This window comes from Streptomyces sp. NBC_00510, from assembly GCA_036013505.1.
Taxonomy (GTDB): Bacteria; Actinomycetota; Actinomycetes; order Streptomycetales; family Streptomycetaceae; genus Actinacidiphila.
Genome location: CP107851.1, coordinates 3,677,428 through 3,692,601 on the forward strand (window position 1 = coordinate 3,677,428; position 15,174 = coordinate 3,692,601).

Sequence of the window (15,174 nt, forward strand, 5' to 3'; positions counted from 1 at the left end):
AGAGGGGGCCGCTCGGAGTGCGTGTCGTACGGGCGAGGGACGGGCGGGAACTGGCGGTGGAGACCCGGGGCGATCCGCGGGGCAGGCCCGTGTTCCTGCTGCACGGCACACCCGGCAGCCGGCTCGGCCCGGTGCCGCGCAGCGCCGTGCTGTACCGGCTGGGGGTGCGGCTGATCTCCTTCGACCGGCCCGGGTACGGCGGCTCCGAGCGGCTGCCCGGCCGGCGGGTGGCGGACGTCGCCGCCGATGTCGCGGCGATCGCCGACGCCATGGGCCTGGACACGTTCGCGGTGGTCGGCCGTTCGGGCGGCGGGCCGCACTCGCTCGCGTGCGCCGCGCTGCTGCCCGACCGTGTGACGCGGGTGGCGGTGCTGGTGGGGCTCGCGCCGCGGGACGCGCAGGGGCTCGCCTGGTACGCGGGGATGACCCGGTCCAACGTCCGCGACCACACCACCGCCGACGCGGCGCAACGGCGGCTGGCCGCCCGGCTGGAACTGCGCTCCCGCACCATCCGCGACGACCCGGCCAGCCTGCTCGCCGTGCTCCGGGAGGAGATGCCGGAGCCGGACCAGCGGGTGATCGCGGACGCGGGCCTGCGCACGATGCTGCTGCGCACCTACGCGGAGGCGCTGCGCACCTCGGCCGACGGCTGGATCGACGACACGCTGGCGTTCAACCGGAGCTGGGGGTTCGGCCTGGACCGCATCGCGGCGCCGGTGCTGCTGTGGCACGGCGAGGACGACGTGTTCTCGCCGGTGGCGCACTCCCGCTGGCTGGCCGAGCACATCCCCGGCGCGAGCATGGTGGTGCAGCCGGGGGCCGCGCACTTCGCGGCCCTGTCGGTGCTGCCCAAGGTGCTCGCCTGGGCGGCCGCCGGGGGCGGTCGGGCACGGTCGATGCCCGCCTGACCGCCGCTCACACCGGCTGCGGCTCCAGGTCCCGGTTGACCCGGTACCACTCGCGGGCGGCCCGGCTGAGGGGGTGCTCCTCGCCGAGCAGCCGTACGCACTCCGGGAGCACCTTGCTGCGGATCGCCTGCGCCCGTGCGTGCCGACCGGACTGCCGCAGGGCGTAGGCCAGGTTGATCTCGCAGGCCAGGGCGTCCGGGTGCTCGGGACCGTAGCGCTCGGTGAGGCCGCGCAGGGCGGTCTCCAGGAGGGTCACGGCGCGGTCGGTGTCCCCCTGTTCGCCGGTGGCGTTGCCCAGGTTGATCGTGCAGTTGAGGGTGTACGGGTGCCGGGGGCCGACCGCGCGTTCCAGCCCGGCCAGGGTGTCGGTGCCGACCGCCACGGCCTCCTCGGCGTTGCCGCTGCCCCGCAGGTAGATGGCGAGGTTGTTGCGGCAGGCCAGGGTGAACGGGTGGTCGTCGCCGAGCAGCCGGCGGTAGGCGGCGAGGGCGTCGCTCGCCAGGTCGCGGGCCTTCGCCTTGTCGCCGGCCGCCGAGTAGTCGGCGGCGAGGTTGAGCGCGCAGGCGAGCGTGTCGGGCACGTCGGGCCCGTACCGCTCCAGGTAGCGGTCGTACGTCACCTGGGTGAGCCGCATCGCCTCCGCGGCGCGGCCCGCCTTGCGCAGCGAGACGGCGAGGCTCTTGGCGTTGCGGAGGGTCTCGGGAACGTCGGGGTTGAGGACGTCCTGGAAGACGTCCATCACCTCTTCGAGCATCGCGACGGAACCGGTGTAGTCGCCGATCTCCCGCAGGTCGCGGGCGAGGTTGGCCTTGGTGGACAGGGTGTACGGGTGGCGGTCGCCGAGCATCGGGGTGCGCCGGTCCACGGTCTCCTGGTCCAGCCGGCGGGCGAGTTCGGAGTCCCCGGTGAGCCGGTAGTCGATGGCGAGGTTGTTGGCCGCGACGAGCGAGCGCGGGTGCTGCTCGCCGAAGATGTCCTTGAAGCCGGCGTAGATCTGCTCGTCGCGTTCCCTGGCCTCCTGGAACAGGCCCAGCGCCCGCAGGTCCGCGGCGAGGCTGCCGCCGGTGATCAGGGTGTGCGGGTGGCCGGGGGCCAGCAGGGCGGTCTGCCGGGCCAGGGTGTCCTCGTCGTACTGCCGGGCCTCCTGGTACTTGCCCTGCGAGCGGAGCACGTTGGCGAGCTCGAACTGCAGGTTGAGGGTCTGCAGGTCGTCCTCGCCGAGGGACTGCTGCCACACGCCGAGCAGCTGCTCGGCCAGTTGCCTGGCCTGCTCCAGTTCGCCGCTCTTCCACAGGTAGCGGACACGGTTGACCAGCAGCTGGCGCGGTTTCTCCTCGCGGCAGTCCTCGGCCTGCGACGGCGCGAGGTGCGGCCAGATCAGCTCGAACCCGGGCCAGTTCGCCGGGTCGTTGATGGCGTCCTCCGGCGGCCGGGCCTCGGCGAGGATGCGGTGCACCTCGTGCATCGTGTCCTGCTGGTCGTCCTCCGACATCTCCGAGCGCACGGCGGCCTGCACCAGCCGGTGCACCTGGATGCTGCTGTCGGCCGGGTCGACCTTGGCCAGGGCGAAGCGGTTGAGCGCCTGGATGACCTTGCCGAGCATGTAGCGGTCGCGCAGCTGGGGGTCGTGCGGCAGCAGCGCCTGGATCATGGAGTCGCTCTCAATGAGGGTCATCGAGATCGGCTCGGCCGCGAAGAACGCGCACAGCTCCAGCAGCCGGACGGCGGCCTTGGACTGGTTGCGCAGCCGGCTGATGGAGATGCTCCAGGTCGCCCCGACCTCCCGCGGGTAGCCGGCGGCGGTGGTGACCGACAGCGCCTTGGTCGTCTGCTCCTTGAGCTGGTGCACGTAGACGTCGACGGGGGTGGCGGTCTCGGCGAGCCATGCGGCGGCCACCTCGACCGCCAGCGGCAGGTCGCCGACCGCCTCGGCCACCTGCCCGGCGTCCTCCCGGCTCATCCCGCCGACCCGGCGGCGCAGGTGCTCCACGCTCTCCGAACGGTTGAAGACCTCGATCTCCAGGGGCTCGGTCGCTCCCGTCGGCGGCTTGTTCCGGGCGGTGACCACGATGTGGCCGCGTCCCCCGGGGAAGAAGCGGCGCACCCGGTCGGGGTCCTCGACGTTGTCGAACACCAGCAGCCAGCGCGGGAAGCGGGTGCCGGTGGCCAGTTCCTCACGGGCCGCCTCGGCGGCCTCGGACACGCTGTCGCCGACCCTCAGCTCCAGGCGGCGGGCGAGTTCGGCGAGGGAGGGCGCGATCCGGTCCTCCTGCTCCGCCTCGATCCACCACACGAGGTCGTAGTCGGCCTTGAAGCGGTGCGCGTACTCCAGCGCGACCTGCGTCTTGCCGACGCCGCCGAGGCCGTGGAGGGTCTGCGGGAAGGGCTGGACGGAGGGGTTGCCGCCGCCCAGGCGGTCGCGCAGCCGGTCCAGGACGGTGGAGCGGCCGGTGAAGAAGGTGTTGCGGGGCCGCAGGTTGGACACCTTGGGGTCGCCGACGGGGTAGCGCGGGCCGTTGGTCATGGCGGTCGGGTTGAGGTCCGTGTCGTCACGGCCGAGGGCGCGCAGCAGCGTGGTGGCGGCCGCGGCGTGGTCGAGCCGCACCAGGCTGACCGGGCTGCGCTGGGCCAGCGGCGGGCCGGGGCGGACGTCGCCGACCCGGATCGGCAGCAGCTGGTGCTGCGGGCCCGAGGGGTCGGTGCCCGAGCTCGACTCCCACACCCGCATGGCCCGCCGGGACCGCAGGTAGGCGGCGGAGAGCACGACGAGGGTGCGGGCGGAGGCCCCGGCCACGGCGGGCTGTTCCGCGGGGGCGGTGTGGGTCTCCACGTCCCAGGGGACGACCCGGAACCCGGCCCGGGTCAGGATCCACTCGATCCAGTCCGCCCACATGCGGTCCTCGGGCACGTACGCCAGCACCAGGCCGGACGGCGGGACGGGCCTGCGCCGGGTGAACTCCGCCGCCCACCGCAGCCGTTCGGACTCCGCGATCGGGGGCAGCGAGTTCACCGCGCCGCCGGAGACCACGGAGGTCAGGCGTTCGCAGGCCGACAGCATCGAGCTGGACAGGCCCGGGGCGTCCCCGAAGGTGGCCAGGATCTCCTCGTAGGCGTAGAAGGGACGGTACGGGATCTCCACCGACCCCCAGTAGAAGACGAGTTCGTCGTCGTCCATCCCGGCCGGGAGACCGTCGAACTGGGCGCGGGCCAGGGCCCGTCCGGCGTCCGCCTTCTCCTTCTCGCCGTCGTCGATGCGCATCGGCACGGGGAAGATGCGGATGCCCCGGCCGTTGTAGCGCTCCTCGATGTCGCGGGCGACGGCGGCGGCGCCGAAGATGCTCTGGTCGCTGAGGGTGAAGCAGACCACCAGCTCGTCGGGCATGTGGACGGTGCAGATGTCGGCGATGTCGCTGAGGCCGGTGCGGCTGTCGATGAGGACGTAGTCGTAGTGGCGGCGCATGTCCGCGCGCATGGCGTCCAGGAACTGGCCGCCGCCGAAGCGGTCGTAGAAGACGTCCCAGTCGATGCCGGTGAGCGCGGTGGAGTAGTTGCGGTCCTGCCGGCCCGCGGACAGGTAGTCCAGGCTGCCGCCGCCGGGGAAGGCCCAGTTGAGGGATATGGCGTGCGGGCGGACCCGGGCGAACTGGCGGTGCCAGTCGGGCGGCCGCGGCACGTCGCGCAGCGCCTCCTCCCGGTACTCGGTGATCAGGTCGATCATGCCGGTGGTGGCCGCGAGCGCGGAGGGGTCCAGGAAGGGGTGGAAGAAGCGGAAGAGGCCCGGGGCCTCCAGGTCCCAGTCCACCGTCAGCACCCGGTGGCCGTTGGCGGCGAGGATCCAGGCGGTGTTCGCCAGGGCCATGGTCCGTCCGGTGCCGCCCTTGTACGAGTAGAACGTGATCACACGTCCGTTACGGCTCTCGGTCATCCTGGCCCTCCGGTTTGTCGGGTTCCGTGGTGCCGCGGTCGTCGTGCAGGCCGTACGGGGAGGAGCGTTCGGGTCCGTACGCCCCTGGGGACGGTCCCCGGAGCCTGGGGCGCGAACTGTGCGGGCCCTGGGGCGGGAAGGCCGGGGCGTGGGCGGCGTAGTGCTTGGCGGCGCGTCCCACGGCCCTGGGCACGTCGTCGCTGAACGCCTCCAGGCTCGGGATGTTGTTGCGGACGAAGCGCCCGCCCGGGCCGTCCGCGCGGCTGGGGTCGAGGGCGTCGTCGGCGAGGCGGCGCAGGGTCTCCTCGTGGCCGTTTGACTCCGGGTCGGTGCGGTTCCACGGCACCAGGACGCTGACCCAGGGCCGGTGCTCGCTGCCGAAGCGGCTCAGCATCTCCCGCCGGTCGGGCGAGTCCAGGGCCCAGCGGTCGAGCAGCAGCAGCCCGGGGGCGGTGGGCGTGGGGTCCAGCAGGCGGTCCAGTTCCTCCTCGAACACCCCCACGCTGACCCGGTAGTCGAGATTGCGCGCCAGGTCGGCCGCGTGGTCGGCGAGCGGTCGGCTGCTCTGCGGGCGGTAGGGGTTCCAGTCGCGCGGCGAGGGCCCGTAACAGGTGGGGCTGCGGCCCGCGGGCAGTTCCTCGGCGTCGCAGCAGGCGAGCACCGTCACGCGCAGCGGCCGGCTGGCGCCCGGGGGGCCGAAGGCGCTGGGGACGTGGTGGTAGTCGAGGTGGCGCCCTTTGGCGATCTTGGTGTCCTCGACCACCTGCACGATGCGCTGTGCGAGGCGGTAGACCGCCCGCTCGTACTCGTGCTTGAGGTAGCTGAGCTTGATCAGCCCGTAGAAGCCCTCGGCGGCGTAGTCCTCGCCGAAGTCCGCGTGGTTGAACTGCAGTCCCTCGGCCGGGCCCGGCATGTCGTTCGCGGCGACCGGCACCCACAGCGCGGGCACGATGCCGGATATCGGGCGGTCGTGCAGGGACCGGTGGTGGACGGCGCGCTGCGAGAAGGCGAACCACTCCTTGCCGCACTGCTGGCTGCGGAAGTAGCGGGGCGAATAGAGCGGGACGAAGACCTGGCAGTGCGCCAGCGCCTCGGCGAGCGATTCCGGCCAGCCCTCGCCGACGTTCATCCCCCGGTCCATGAAGCCCGCCTTGACCCCGGCGGGCAGCGTCGTCATCTGCAGGATGTGCGCGCACAGGTCGTTGTAGAGCTTGGCGACCCACAGGTCGGGGTCGGGATCCGAGGGGTCGTTCCTGGGGGTGTGCGCGTAGCTGAGGAAGAAATAGGGCTTGTCCGAGGCGTCTCCCTGCCCCACGGGTAATGCCATGCGCCATCTCCCCCGCCCGCCTGCACGACCCCACTCCGCCCCTCGTGAGGGAACCTCAGTGTAGGAACCGTCTATTCTCCGGCGGAATAGCGCATGACCATCATTTTTGCCCGGATTACGTCAACGGCCGTTGTTCACCAGCCACTTGGCGATGACGTCCACGGCGTCGGCGATCGGCACCAGATGGCAGGGCGCGTCGCCGAGGGGACCGTCCAGCACCGCGCACTCGCGCGCCACCACCGGGACCAGCCGCGGGAAGTGGTGGTCGTCGATGTCGGGCGCCTGGAAGTGCGCCCACTCCTTGCCGCCGTCCGCCGTGCGCACCAGGGCCTGGTACGGGCGGTCCGGCGGCGGGACCGCCCGGTAGTCGGCGAGGTGGTAGGCGGTGCAGACCCACAGGTCCACGCCGATCAGCAGGGCACGGGCCCGCAGGTCGTACAGCCGGGCGGTGGGCGAGTCCTCGCCCAGGTGGCTCTCCAACTCGTGGCCCTCGGTGACGAAGCGCGCGGCCGGGCCGAAGGCGGTGAAGGAGGTGTGCGGGTGCGCGCTGCGCAGCGCGCCCGGGATCAGCCGGACCTCCTCGGCGAGCCGTCCCACGCTGGGCGAGACGGGGGTGGTCAGCGGGTCGAAGGCGGGCATCGCGTCTCGGTAGGCGGCCAGTTCGGCCTCGCTCATGCCCTCCGTGCGCTGCCGGTCCAGCCGGGAGGTGACGGAGTTCTCCGGGGTCGCCGCGTACGCGACCAGGGTGCCGTGGTCGCCCAGCGCCGCCCGCAGCGCCTCGACCACGGTGCGTCCGCCGCCCTCGACCGGGCCGACCGCCTTCAGCGAGCCCTGGACGAGCAGCACCTCCCCCGCCTCGACGCCCAGCGCGCGCAGATCCCGGGTCAGGCTTTCCAGAGTGTGCACCTCAGACCCCGTTCAGTTCGGAGAGCCAGGGGGCGACGGTGCCGGCCATCCCGTCCGCGAAGCGCTTGCCGAGCGGGGTCAGCGATCCGCTGCCGGCCAGCCGGTCGACCGCCTCCGCGGTCTCGCGGGTCCAGCGGGCGAAGGGCGCGGCCGCCTCCGGGACGCCCCGGCGGGCCAGCGCGCGCCAGTACTCGGCGACGGCGACGTGCGCGTACGTCCCCTGCAGCAGCCCCTCCAGCGGGCGCGGGTCGGGGCGCCACGGGGCGTGGAAGAGGCGGGTGTCCTCCGGGTCGTACAGGTCCATCAGGTCCAGTACGGCACCGAGCTTCAGGTGCTGGAACTCGTGGGCGACCAGCAGGGCCAGCGTGTCCGGGGCGGCGGGCCGCGCGATGCCGACCGCGCCGAACGCCTGCCGGGCGGCCCCGCTGACGTCGCTGCCGTCGCCCGGCGGGACCAGCGGGGTGACGGTGCCGAGCCCGGCGGCCAGTCCCGGCACGTAGCGGGGCAGCTCACGGCCGAGGAAGTCCCAGGCGGCGACCAGGTCCTCGTGCCAGGCCTTGACCTCGGCCTCGTCCTGCCGGGGCACCAGGGGCCACTGGTGGGCGTCGCGGTAGGGGTCGGTGTCCTCCAGCGCGACGCTCCAGCCGGCCGGGCCGACCCGCCGTACCGGGTGCCACCGCGCGTCCCCGGGGTCGTGCACGTCGATCCGCACGGTGCCGCCCGCGGCGCTCACCGAGAAACCGTCGGCGGTCGCGGTGACGTCGGCGTCCTCGCCGTCGGGGGCGCCGACCAGGACGCGGCCGAGTCCCGGCAGCCGGACCGCGCCGTCGCGGACGGGCACCCGCACGCTCGCCCCGTACCGGCCGGCGGCCCGCACCACCACGGCGGCGGCGAACTCGGCGAGCCCCGCCACGTCCGCCCCGCCGTCGCCGCCCGTCTCCAGGCAGTGCCGGGCCCACGGCCGGACGTAGGGATGGGCGAGCACCTCGTCCAGGGCCTCCGGCGCGGCCTCGTCGACCTCGGCGAGCACCCGCCAGACCGCGGCGGTCCTGCCGTCCCGGGGAGCGCGCTCCCAGACGGCGGTGAGCAGCCCGCGGGTGATGTCCAGCTGCTCGGCGGCGAGCGCGGCGACCGTCGCGGCGTCGCCGTAGCCGGCGGCCAGCTGGTCGATCTGGTCCTCGGTCAGCGAGGACTGGGGCTGCCGCCCCGACGCGGTGCTCACCGGATTCTCCCGTTCCGTCTCCTCGGCGTCACGGATGCCGAGGATCAACTCCATCAGGTCACCGCAGTACGCGGACGGATTCTCGAATCCGGTCCCGGTGCGGTAGCGGTGCGCGTACAGTCCCCCGCCGCAGACGTCGACGACCGGGCACCGGCGGCACTCGTCGCACAGCCCCTCCTTGCCCTGCCGCCGGGCCGCGATGCCGGGGTGGGCGGCGACCTCGTCCAGGGAGTGGGCGAACACGTCCATCCCGGTGGCCGGGGCGCCGTCGTAGGCGGTCTTGAGCGAGTCGGCCTGCTCGAAGGTCCCGTCGGTCTCGATGACGACCAGGTCGACCGGGTCGGTGCCGATCGACTCGACGAGGCTGCTCCCGCCGCGCAGCATCCGGCGCACGGAGTCGAAGACCCGCACGGGCACCGGGCGCCCCTCGGCCGCCCAGCGGCGGTGGACGGTCAGCAGCCACTCCGCGTAGGGCGCCCGGGCGCCGCCGGGGCGCGCGGGCGGGGCGTCGTGGGTGGCGTGGGGCAGCAGGAAGTCGATGCGGGGCGGTTCCAGCGCCATCAGTGCCTCGTACACCGCCAGCGGGTCGTTCGCCACGTCGATGGTGCAGAGCAGACCGCCGTACAGATGGCGGTAGCGCGGCTCGCGGAGCAGCCCGAGCGACGCCACGACCCGGTCGTAGCTGCCACGCCCGTCGGCGAACCGCCGGTGGCGGTCGTTCTCGGCCCGGCCGCCGTCCAGGGAGACGCCGACCGAGATGCCGAACTCGTCGAAGACGTCGCAGAACCGCTCGTCCAGGAGGACGGCGTTGGTCTGGATGCCGAGCTCCAGGGCGCACACGCCGTCGAGCGCCCGGCGCAGCGCCTCGGCCGCCCGCCGGATGCGGGCCGGGCCTGCCAGCAGGGGTTCTCCCCCGTGGAACACCACCTGGACGGCCGCCAGACGGTGCGCCGCGGCATGCTCGGCGATCCGTGCGGCCACCCGTTCGAACACCTCGTCGGGGGTGGCCCGGACACGCGTCTTCCAGCTGGTGTCGGCGTGCTCGTAGACGTAGCAGTGATCGCACGCCAAATCGCACCGGCTGTGCAGTTTCAGCACGAATTGTGACAGCGCTCTGGCCGGTGCTGATGTCTCCATGACTGCGGCCCGGACCCCCGAGTCGGTCGGGCCTACTTGCTGCTGAACGACTGGAAGGCCGCGACCGGGACGTTCCCGGCGGAGGCGGCGGCGGGCATCACGCGGTCAAGGGCCGGGGAGGCCACGGAGCTGCCGCGGGAGGCCAGCTCCGCCAGCGGGATCCTCCGCCGCGTCTGCGAGCGCCGGGTCGGAGCGTCGTGGCCGGCGTTCACGGTGGGGGTGGCAGTCATAGCGGGGTCCTTGTTCGGTAAGGTGCGTTGGCGCGCACACCATTTGTCCGGAATTGAGTAGAATCATCTCACTGCATCCCAGACCTTGAAAGGCGACGCAGCACTCCTAACGAGCGAGCCGTCCGCAAGTGTGCGGTTTACGCCAAATGCAGCAGACGGCGGACACACGCACTCCCCGCCCCCCAACGCCGGGCCGTGTGATTATCTCCCTTACGGGGAACGGGAATTGGCCATATCCACGAACCGAGACGAACTTTCTGAAGCGGTTCGTGCGCCGCTCCCCACACATCCCCTCGTCACGCCTCCCGGCGCATCGCGCCGCATGCCGGGCGCCCCGCGCACGAGTCCCGCACACCCGCGCGCTGACCTGCACCGACGCGCCCCGGCGCGCCTCACGGAACTCGCACCGCACCCTGGGCCGATCAGGTGAACTCCCCCGCCCCCGCACACCACAACGGGTCCCGCCGGGCGGAGGGGGATCCACCCGGCGGGACCGTTCTGGGGTGACGGCCGGTCAGGCCGTCTTCACCGGCTCCTTGCCGGTGTCCACGGGGGCGGCGGGCTCGGGGGCCGTGCCGTGGCCGTCGTCGACGAGCGTGGTCTCGTCGAAGGGCAGCTCACCCGCGAACACGCGCTGGGCCTGCTCACGGTCGAACTCCTTGGTCCACGTGCCGATCAGCACCGTGGCGACGGCGTTGCCCGCGAAGTTGGTGACGGCGCGCGCCTCGCTCATGAAGCGGTCGATGCCGACGATGAGGCCGACGCCGTCGACCAGGGCCGGCTTGTGCGACTGGAGCGCTCCCGCGAGGGTCGCCAGGCCCGCGCCGGTGACGCCGGCGGCGCCCTTGGAGGCGACCATCATGAAGAGCAGCAGGGTGATCTGCTGGCCGATGGCGAGCGGCTGGCCCATCGAGTCCGCGATGAACAGCGAGGCCATGGTCAGGTAGATCATGGTGCCGTCGAGGTTGAAGGAGTAGCCGGTCGGCACGGTGATGCCGACGACCGGGCGGCTGACGCCCAGGTGCTCCATCTTGGCGATCAGACGGGGCAGCGCCGACTCCGAGGACGAGGTGGAGACGATCAGCAGGAACTCCCGGCCGAGGTACTTCAGCAGCTGGAAGAGGTTGACTCCGGCGAAGAAGCGGAGCATCAGGCCGAGCACGACCACGACGAAGATCAGGCAGGTGACGTAGAAGCCGAGCATGATCGTGGCGAGCGCCTTGAGGGCGTCCACGCCCGCCGAGCCGACGACCGCCGCGATCGCGCCGAAGGCACCGATCGGGGCCGCCCACATGATCATGGACAGGACGCGGAAGACCAGCTTCTGGATGTGGCCGACGCCGCGCAGGATCGGCTCGCCCGCCGTCCCCAGGGCCTGCAGGCCGAAGCCGACCAGCAGCGCGACCAGGAGGGTCTGCAGCACCTGGCCCTCGGTGAAGGCGGAGACCAGGGTGACCGGGATGATGCTGAGCAGGAAGTCCGGCAGGGTCTCGGCCGGGGCGTCCTTGGCCTGTGCCTGGCCCGCGTCCTTGAGCGCGTCGGTCAGGTGCAGCCCGTCGCCGGGCTGGAGGATGTTGCCGACCACCAGGCCGATGGCCAGGGCGACGAAGGACATCACCACGAAGTAGCCGAGGGCGAGGCCGCCGACCCTGCCGACCTTGGCGGCCTGGCGGACCGAGCCCACGCCGAGCACGATCGTGCAGAAGATGATCGGCGAGATCATCATCTTGATCAGGTTCACGAACCCGGTGCCTATGGGCTTCAGCTCGATGGCCGCGTCGGGCGCGACCATCCCGAGCACGGCGCCGGCGATCGCGGCGACGACCACCGCGATGTACAGGAAATGGGTACGGTCCCTGCGACCCTGGGTACGGCTCTGTACCGGCACTGACACCTTCGTCTCCTCGGTCCACCCGGACGTCGTCCCAGGACGTCCGCGATTGGATAGGTCCCGGTGACTATGCGCCCGGGCAGTGAGCCAGGTCACGTTTGCGTTCATTGTGTTCGCGGGACCTGTGCACACTGGTGGGCATGCCGATCCCGACCCGCCTCCACCGCCCCCGGCCGCGCCGCCGTGCGCGCAGCCTGGCGGGCCAGTTGTTCGCGATGCAGGTGGTCATCGTGGCCATGGTGGTCGCGGGCATAGCGGTGCTCGTCTACGTCAACGCCGCCGGCCGCGCGGAGGACGCCGCGCGGGACCGGGTCACGGCGGCGGCGCGGGCGGTGGCCGACGCCCCCTCGGTGGCGGCGGCGATCCGCGGCGAGGACCCCACCGCCGCGCTCCAGCCCTACGCGGAGCAGGTCCGCGTGGACACCGGCGTGTCCTTCATCACCATCATGAGCCCGGACGGCATCCGCTGGACGCACCCCGACACCGGCCAGATAGGCCGCCGCTTCCTCGGACACATAGAGCGCGCCCAGCGCGGCGGCACCTTCACGGAGACATACACCGGCACGCTGGGCGCGTCGGTGCGCGTCGTCACCCCCGTCCGGGACGACGGCCGGATCGTCGGCCTGGTCAGCGTCGGCATCACGGTCGAGGCCATCACCGACCAGGTGCGGGACCAGCTGGCGGTGCTGATCGGGATCGCCGCGGCGGCCCTGGCGGTCGGCGGCCTCGGCACCTACTTCGCCAACGCCCGGCTGCGCCGCCACACGCACGGCATGGCCGCGGACGAGCTGAGCCGCATGTACGACTACCACCAGGCGACGCTGCACGCGGTGCGCGAGGGCCTGATCCTCATGGACGCCGACCGCAGGGTCGCCCTGTGCAACGACGCCGCCCGCGAACTGCTGGGCCTGCCGGGGGACGTGGTGGGCTCCTACGTCGCCGACCTCGGGCTGCCCGCCTCGCTGACCGGCGCGCTGCTGGCGGCCGAGCCGCGGGTGGACGAGGTGCACCTGACCGCGGAGCGGGTGGTGGTGGTCAACACCTCGCCGGTGCGCGGCGGGGAGCGCCGGGGCACCGTGGTGACCCTGCGGGACCACACCGACCTGCAGTCGCTCACCGGTGAACTGGACTCCGTGCGCGGTTTCGCCGAGGCGCTGCGCTCGCAGGCGCACGAGGCCTCCAACCGTCTGCACGCGGTCGTCTCCCTCATCGAACTGGGGCGCACCCAGGAAGCGGTGGAGTTCGCCACCGCCGAACTGCAGCTGGCCCAGGCGCTGACCGACCGCGTGGTCGCGGCGGTGGCGGAACCGGTGCTGGCCGCGCTGCTGCTGGGCAAGGCGGCCGAGGCGAACGAACGCGGTGTGGAACTGACGGTCACCGAGGACAGCCGCATCGACGACGGGGTGCTGCCCGCCTCGCTCACCTCCCGGGACCTCGTCACCCTCCTGGGCAACCTGATCGACAACGCCCTGGACGCCGCCATCGAGGGTGCCGCGCAGACGACCGCGCGCCCGCACGTCGAGGTCACCGCCCGAGCGGACGAGGGCGAGTTGCTGCTGCGGGTGACCGACAGCGGTCGCGGGGTGGACCCGGCGGTGGTGCGCGAGGTCTTCCGGCGCGGCTGGACGACCAAGAGCCACGGGCACGGCCTCGGGCTCGCGCTCGTCGAGCAGACCGCCCGGCGCACGGGCGGCACCGTGGACCTGGAGCGGGCGGTGGGCGGCGGCGCCTCCTTCACCGTACGGTTGCCGCTGCGCGGGGAGGTGCGGACATGATCAAGGTGCTGGTCGTCGAGGACGACCCGGTGGCGGCCGACGCCCACCGGCTGTACGTCGAGCGGCTGCCGGGGTTCACCGTGGCCGCGGTGGCCCACTCCGGGGGCGCGGCCCTGCGCGCGCTCGAACGGCACCAGGTGGACCTGATCCTGCTGGACCTCAACCTGCCCGACGGGCACGGGCTCCAGGTGGTGCGCACGCTGCGGGCGGCCGGGCACACCGCCGACGTGGTGGCGGTGACCTCGGCCCGCGACCTGGGCGTGGTGCGACAGGCCGTCTCGGTCGGGGTGGTGCAGTACCTGCTGAAGCCCTTCACCTTCCCCACCCTGCGCGACCGGCTGGAGCGCTGGGCGCGCTACCGCGACGAGCTGGCCGGCGGCGAGGCCTCCGGCCAGGACGAGGTGGACCGCGCCCTGGCGGCGCTGCGCAGCCCGGAGGGCTCGGTGCTCCCCAAGGGCCTCAGCGGCCCCACCCTGGAGGCGGTGACCGCGGCGCTGCGCGAGGCGGCGGAGGGCCTGTCGGCGAACGCGGCGGCCCAGGCCGTGGGCGTCTCCCGGATCACGGCCCGCCGCTACCTGGAGCACCTGGTGGAGACCGGCCGCGCGGTCCGCGCCCCGCAGTACGGCCAGGTCGGCAGGCCGGAGCTCACCTACCGCTGGGCCCCGCAGCGCCGTTCGTGACAGAGCGTCAGAAGACCGACTCCGCCTCCTGCATGCGGTCCTCGGGCACCCGCTTGAGCACCATCACCGCGTCGGCGAGCGGCACCAGTTCCACCGCGGTGCCGTGCAGCGCCGTCATGCAGCCGAAGGCCCCCTTGTGCGCGGCCTCCACGGCGTGCCAGCCGAAGCGGGTGGCCAGGACGCGGTCGTAGGCGGTGGGGACGCCGCCGCGCTGGACGTGGCCGAGGATGACGGGGCGGGCCTCCTTGCCCATGCGCTGCTCGAGCTCGGCGGCGAGCCGGGCGCCGATGCCGGCGAAGCGCTCGTGGCCGTAGGCGTCGATCTCGCCGTGGGCGTACGGCATGGTGCCCTCGGCGGGGTGGGCCCCCTCGGCGACGCAGACGACGGCGAACTTCTTGCCGCGGGCGAAGCGCTCCTCGACCATGGCGACGAGGTCGGCGGGGTCGAAGGGCCGTTCCGGGAGACAGATGCCGTGGGCGCCGCCGGCCATGCCGGACTCCAGGGCGATCCACCCGGCGTGCCGGCCCATGACCTCGACGACCATGACGCGCTGGTGGGACTCGGCGGTGGTCTTGAGCCGGTCGATGGCCTCGGTGGCGACGGTGACGGCGGTGTCGAAGCCGAAGGTGCGGTCGGTGGCCGAGATGTCGTTGTCGATGGTCTTGGGGACGCCGACCACCGGCATGCCGGCCTCGGCGAGCAGCCGGGCCGCGGTGAGCGTACCCTCGCCGCCGATGGGGATGAGGACGTCCAGGCCGTAGCCGGAGCACACGGCGCGCCAGTTGTCGGCGGCCTCGTGGAGGCGGGCGCGCTCCAGGCGGGAGGAACCGAGGATGGTGCCGCCCCGGGCGAGGATGCCGCTGACGGAGTTGAGGTCGAGCGGACGGTAGCGGCCCTCCAGCAGGCCCTTGAAGCCGTCCTCGAAGCCGATGACCTCGTCGCCGTGGTAGGTCAGCGCGCGGTGGGTCACCGAGCGGATCACGGCGTTGAGTCCGGGGCAGTCGCCGCCGGCGGTGAGGACTCCGATGCGCATGGCGCTCCACGCTCCCTCCGGTCGCGTGTACGGTCGCCTTTTCGCATCGTAGGTCCGCACCGCACCCGCCGCGCGCCATACGCACACCGAACGGTAATGTCAACAGATATCCGCCACCCGACTGGGTGGATCACGCCGGG

10 protein-coding genes are annotated in these 15,174 nt (G+C 72.9%); 3 read left to right on the forward strand and 7 right to left on the reverse strand.

The genetic code is table 11. The annotated features are described in order from the left end of the window. The first annotated feature begins 17 nt into the window (after nt 1–17). Nucleotides 18–908, forward strand: a complete 891-nt coding sequence (locus OG937_16110) for an alpha/beta hydrolase (protein WUD73106.1) — start codon at nt 18–20, stop codon at nt 906–908. A gap of 7 nt (nt 909–915) precedes the next feature. Here the strand turns inward: OG937_16110 and fxsT are convergent, their stop codons facing one another. The 6 genes from fxsT to OG937_16140 form a co-directional block, all read right to left on the reverse strand. Next, nucleotides 916–4,833 (reverse strand): FxSxx-COOH system tetratricopeptide repeat protein, encoded by a 3,918-nt coding sequence (gene fxsT, locus OG937_16115; protein ID WUD73107.1) that lies wholly within the window; start codon nt 4,831–4,833, stop codon nt 916–918. Further along, the gene (locus OG937_16120) at nt 4,817–6,160 is read right to left on the reverse strand and encodes a TIR-like protein FxsC (GenBank protein WUD73108.1); all 1,344 of its coding nucleotides are present in this window, start codon (nt 6,158–6,160) and stop codon (nt 4,817–4,819) included. The genes fxsT and OG937_16120 overlap by 17 nt, the downstream gene beginning before the upstream one ends. A 120-nt stretch (nt 6,161–6,280) precedes the next feature. Further along, on the reverse strand, nt 6,281–7,066 hold the full coding sequence (locus tag OG937_16125) for an AAC(3) family N-acetyltransferase (GenBank protein WUD73109.1): 786 nt from the start codon (nt 7,064–7,066) through the stop codon (nt 6,281–6,283). A gap of 1 nt (nt 7,067) precedes the next feature. Further along, nucleotides 7,068–9,425, reverse strand: coding sequence for an FxsB family radical SAM/SPASM domain protein (locus OG937_16130; protein ID WUD73110.1), 2,358 nt, complete (start codon nt 9,423–9,425; stop codon nt 7,068–7,070). A 32-nt stretch (nt 9,426–9,457) separates the two neighbouring features. Beyond that, complete coding sequence (fxsA, locus tag OG937_16135) at nt 9,458–9,655, reverse strand: FxSxx-COOH protein (GenBank protein ID WUD73111.1); 198 nt, start codon at nt 9,653–9,655, stop codon at nt 9,458–9,460. 514 nt (nt 9,656–10,169) lie between these two features. Then, nucleotides 10,170–11,543 (reverse strand): cation:dicarboxylase symporter family transporter, encoded by a 1,374-nt coding sequence (locus OG937_16140; GenBank protein WUD78763.1) that lies wholly within the window; start codon nt 11,541–11,543, stop codon nt 10,170–10,172. A gap of 143 nt (nt 11,544–11,686) precedes the next feature. Between OG937_16140 and OG937_16145 the strand changes: the two genes are divergently transcribed. After that, the gene (locus OG937_16145) at nt 11,687–13,321 is read left to right on the forward strand and encodes a sensor histidine kinase (GenBank protein WUD73112.1); all 1,635 of its coding nucleotides are present in this window, start codon (nt 11,687–11,689) and stop codon (nt 13,319–13,321) included. After that, entirely contained in the window at nt 13,318–14,001 is a 684-nt protein-coding gene (locus OG937_16150) for a response regulator (protein ID WUD73113.1), read from the forward strand. Before OG937_16145 ends, OG937_16150 begins: the two co-directional genes overlap by 4 nt. 7 nt (nt 14,002–14,008) lie before the next feature. On the opposite strand, the gene OG937_16155 is transcribed toward OG937_16150, so the two are convergent. Next, nucleotides 14,009–15,034: a 6-phosphofructokinase gene (locus OG937_16155; protein WUD73114.1), complete on the reverse strand. Its 1,026-nt coding sequence runs from the start codon at nt 15,032–15,034 to the stop codon at nt 14,009–14,011. Nucleotides 15,035–15,174: the final 140 nt, after the last annotated feature.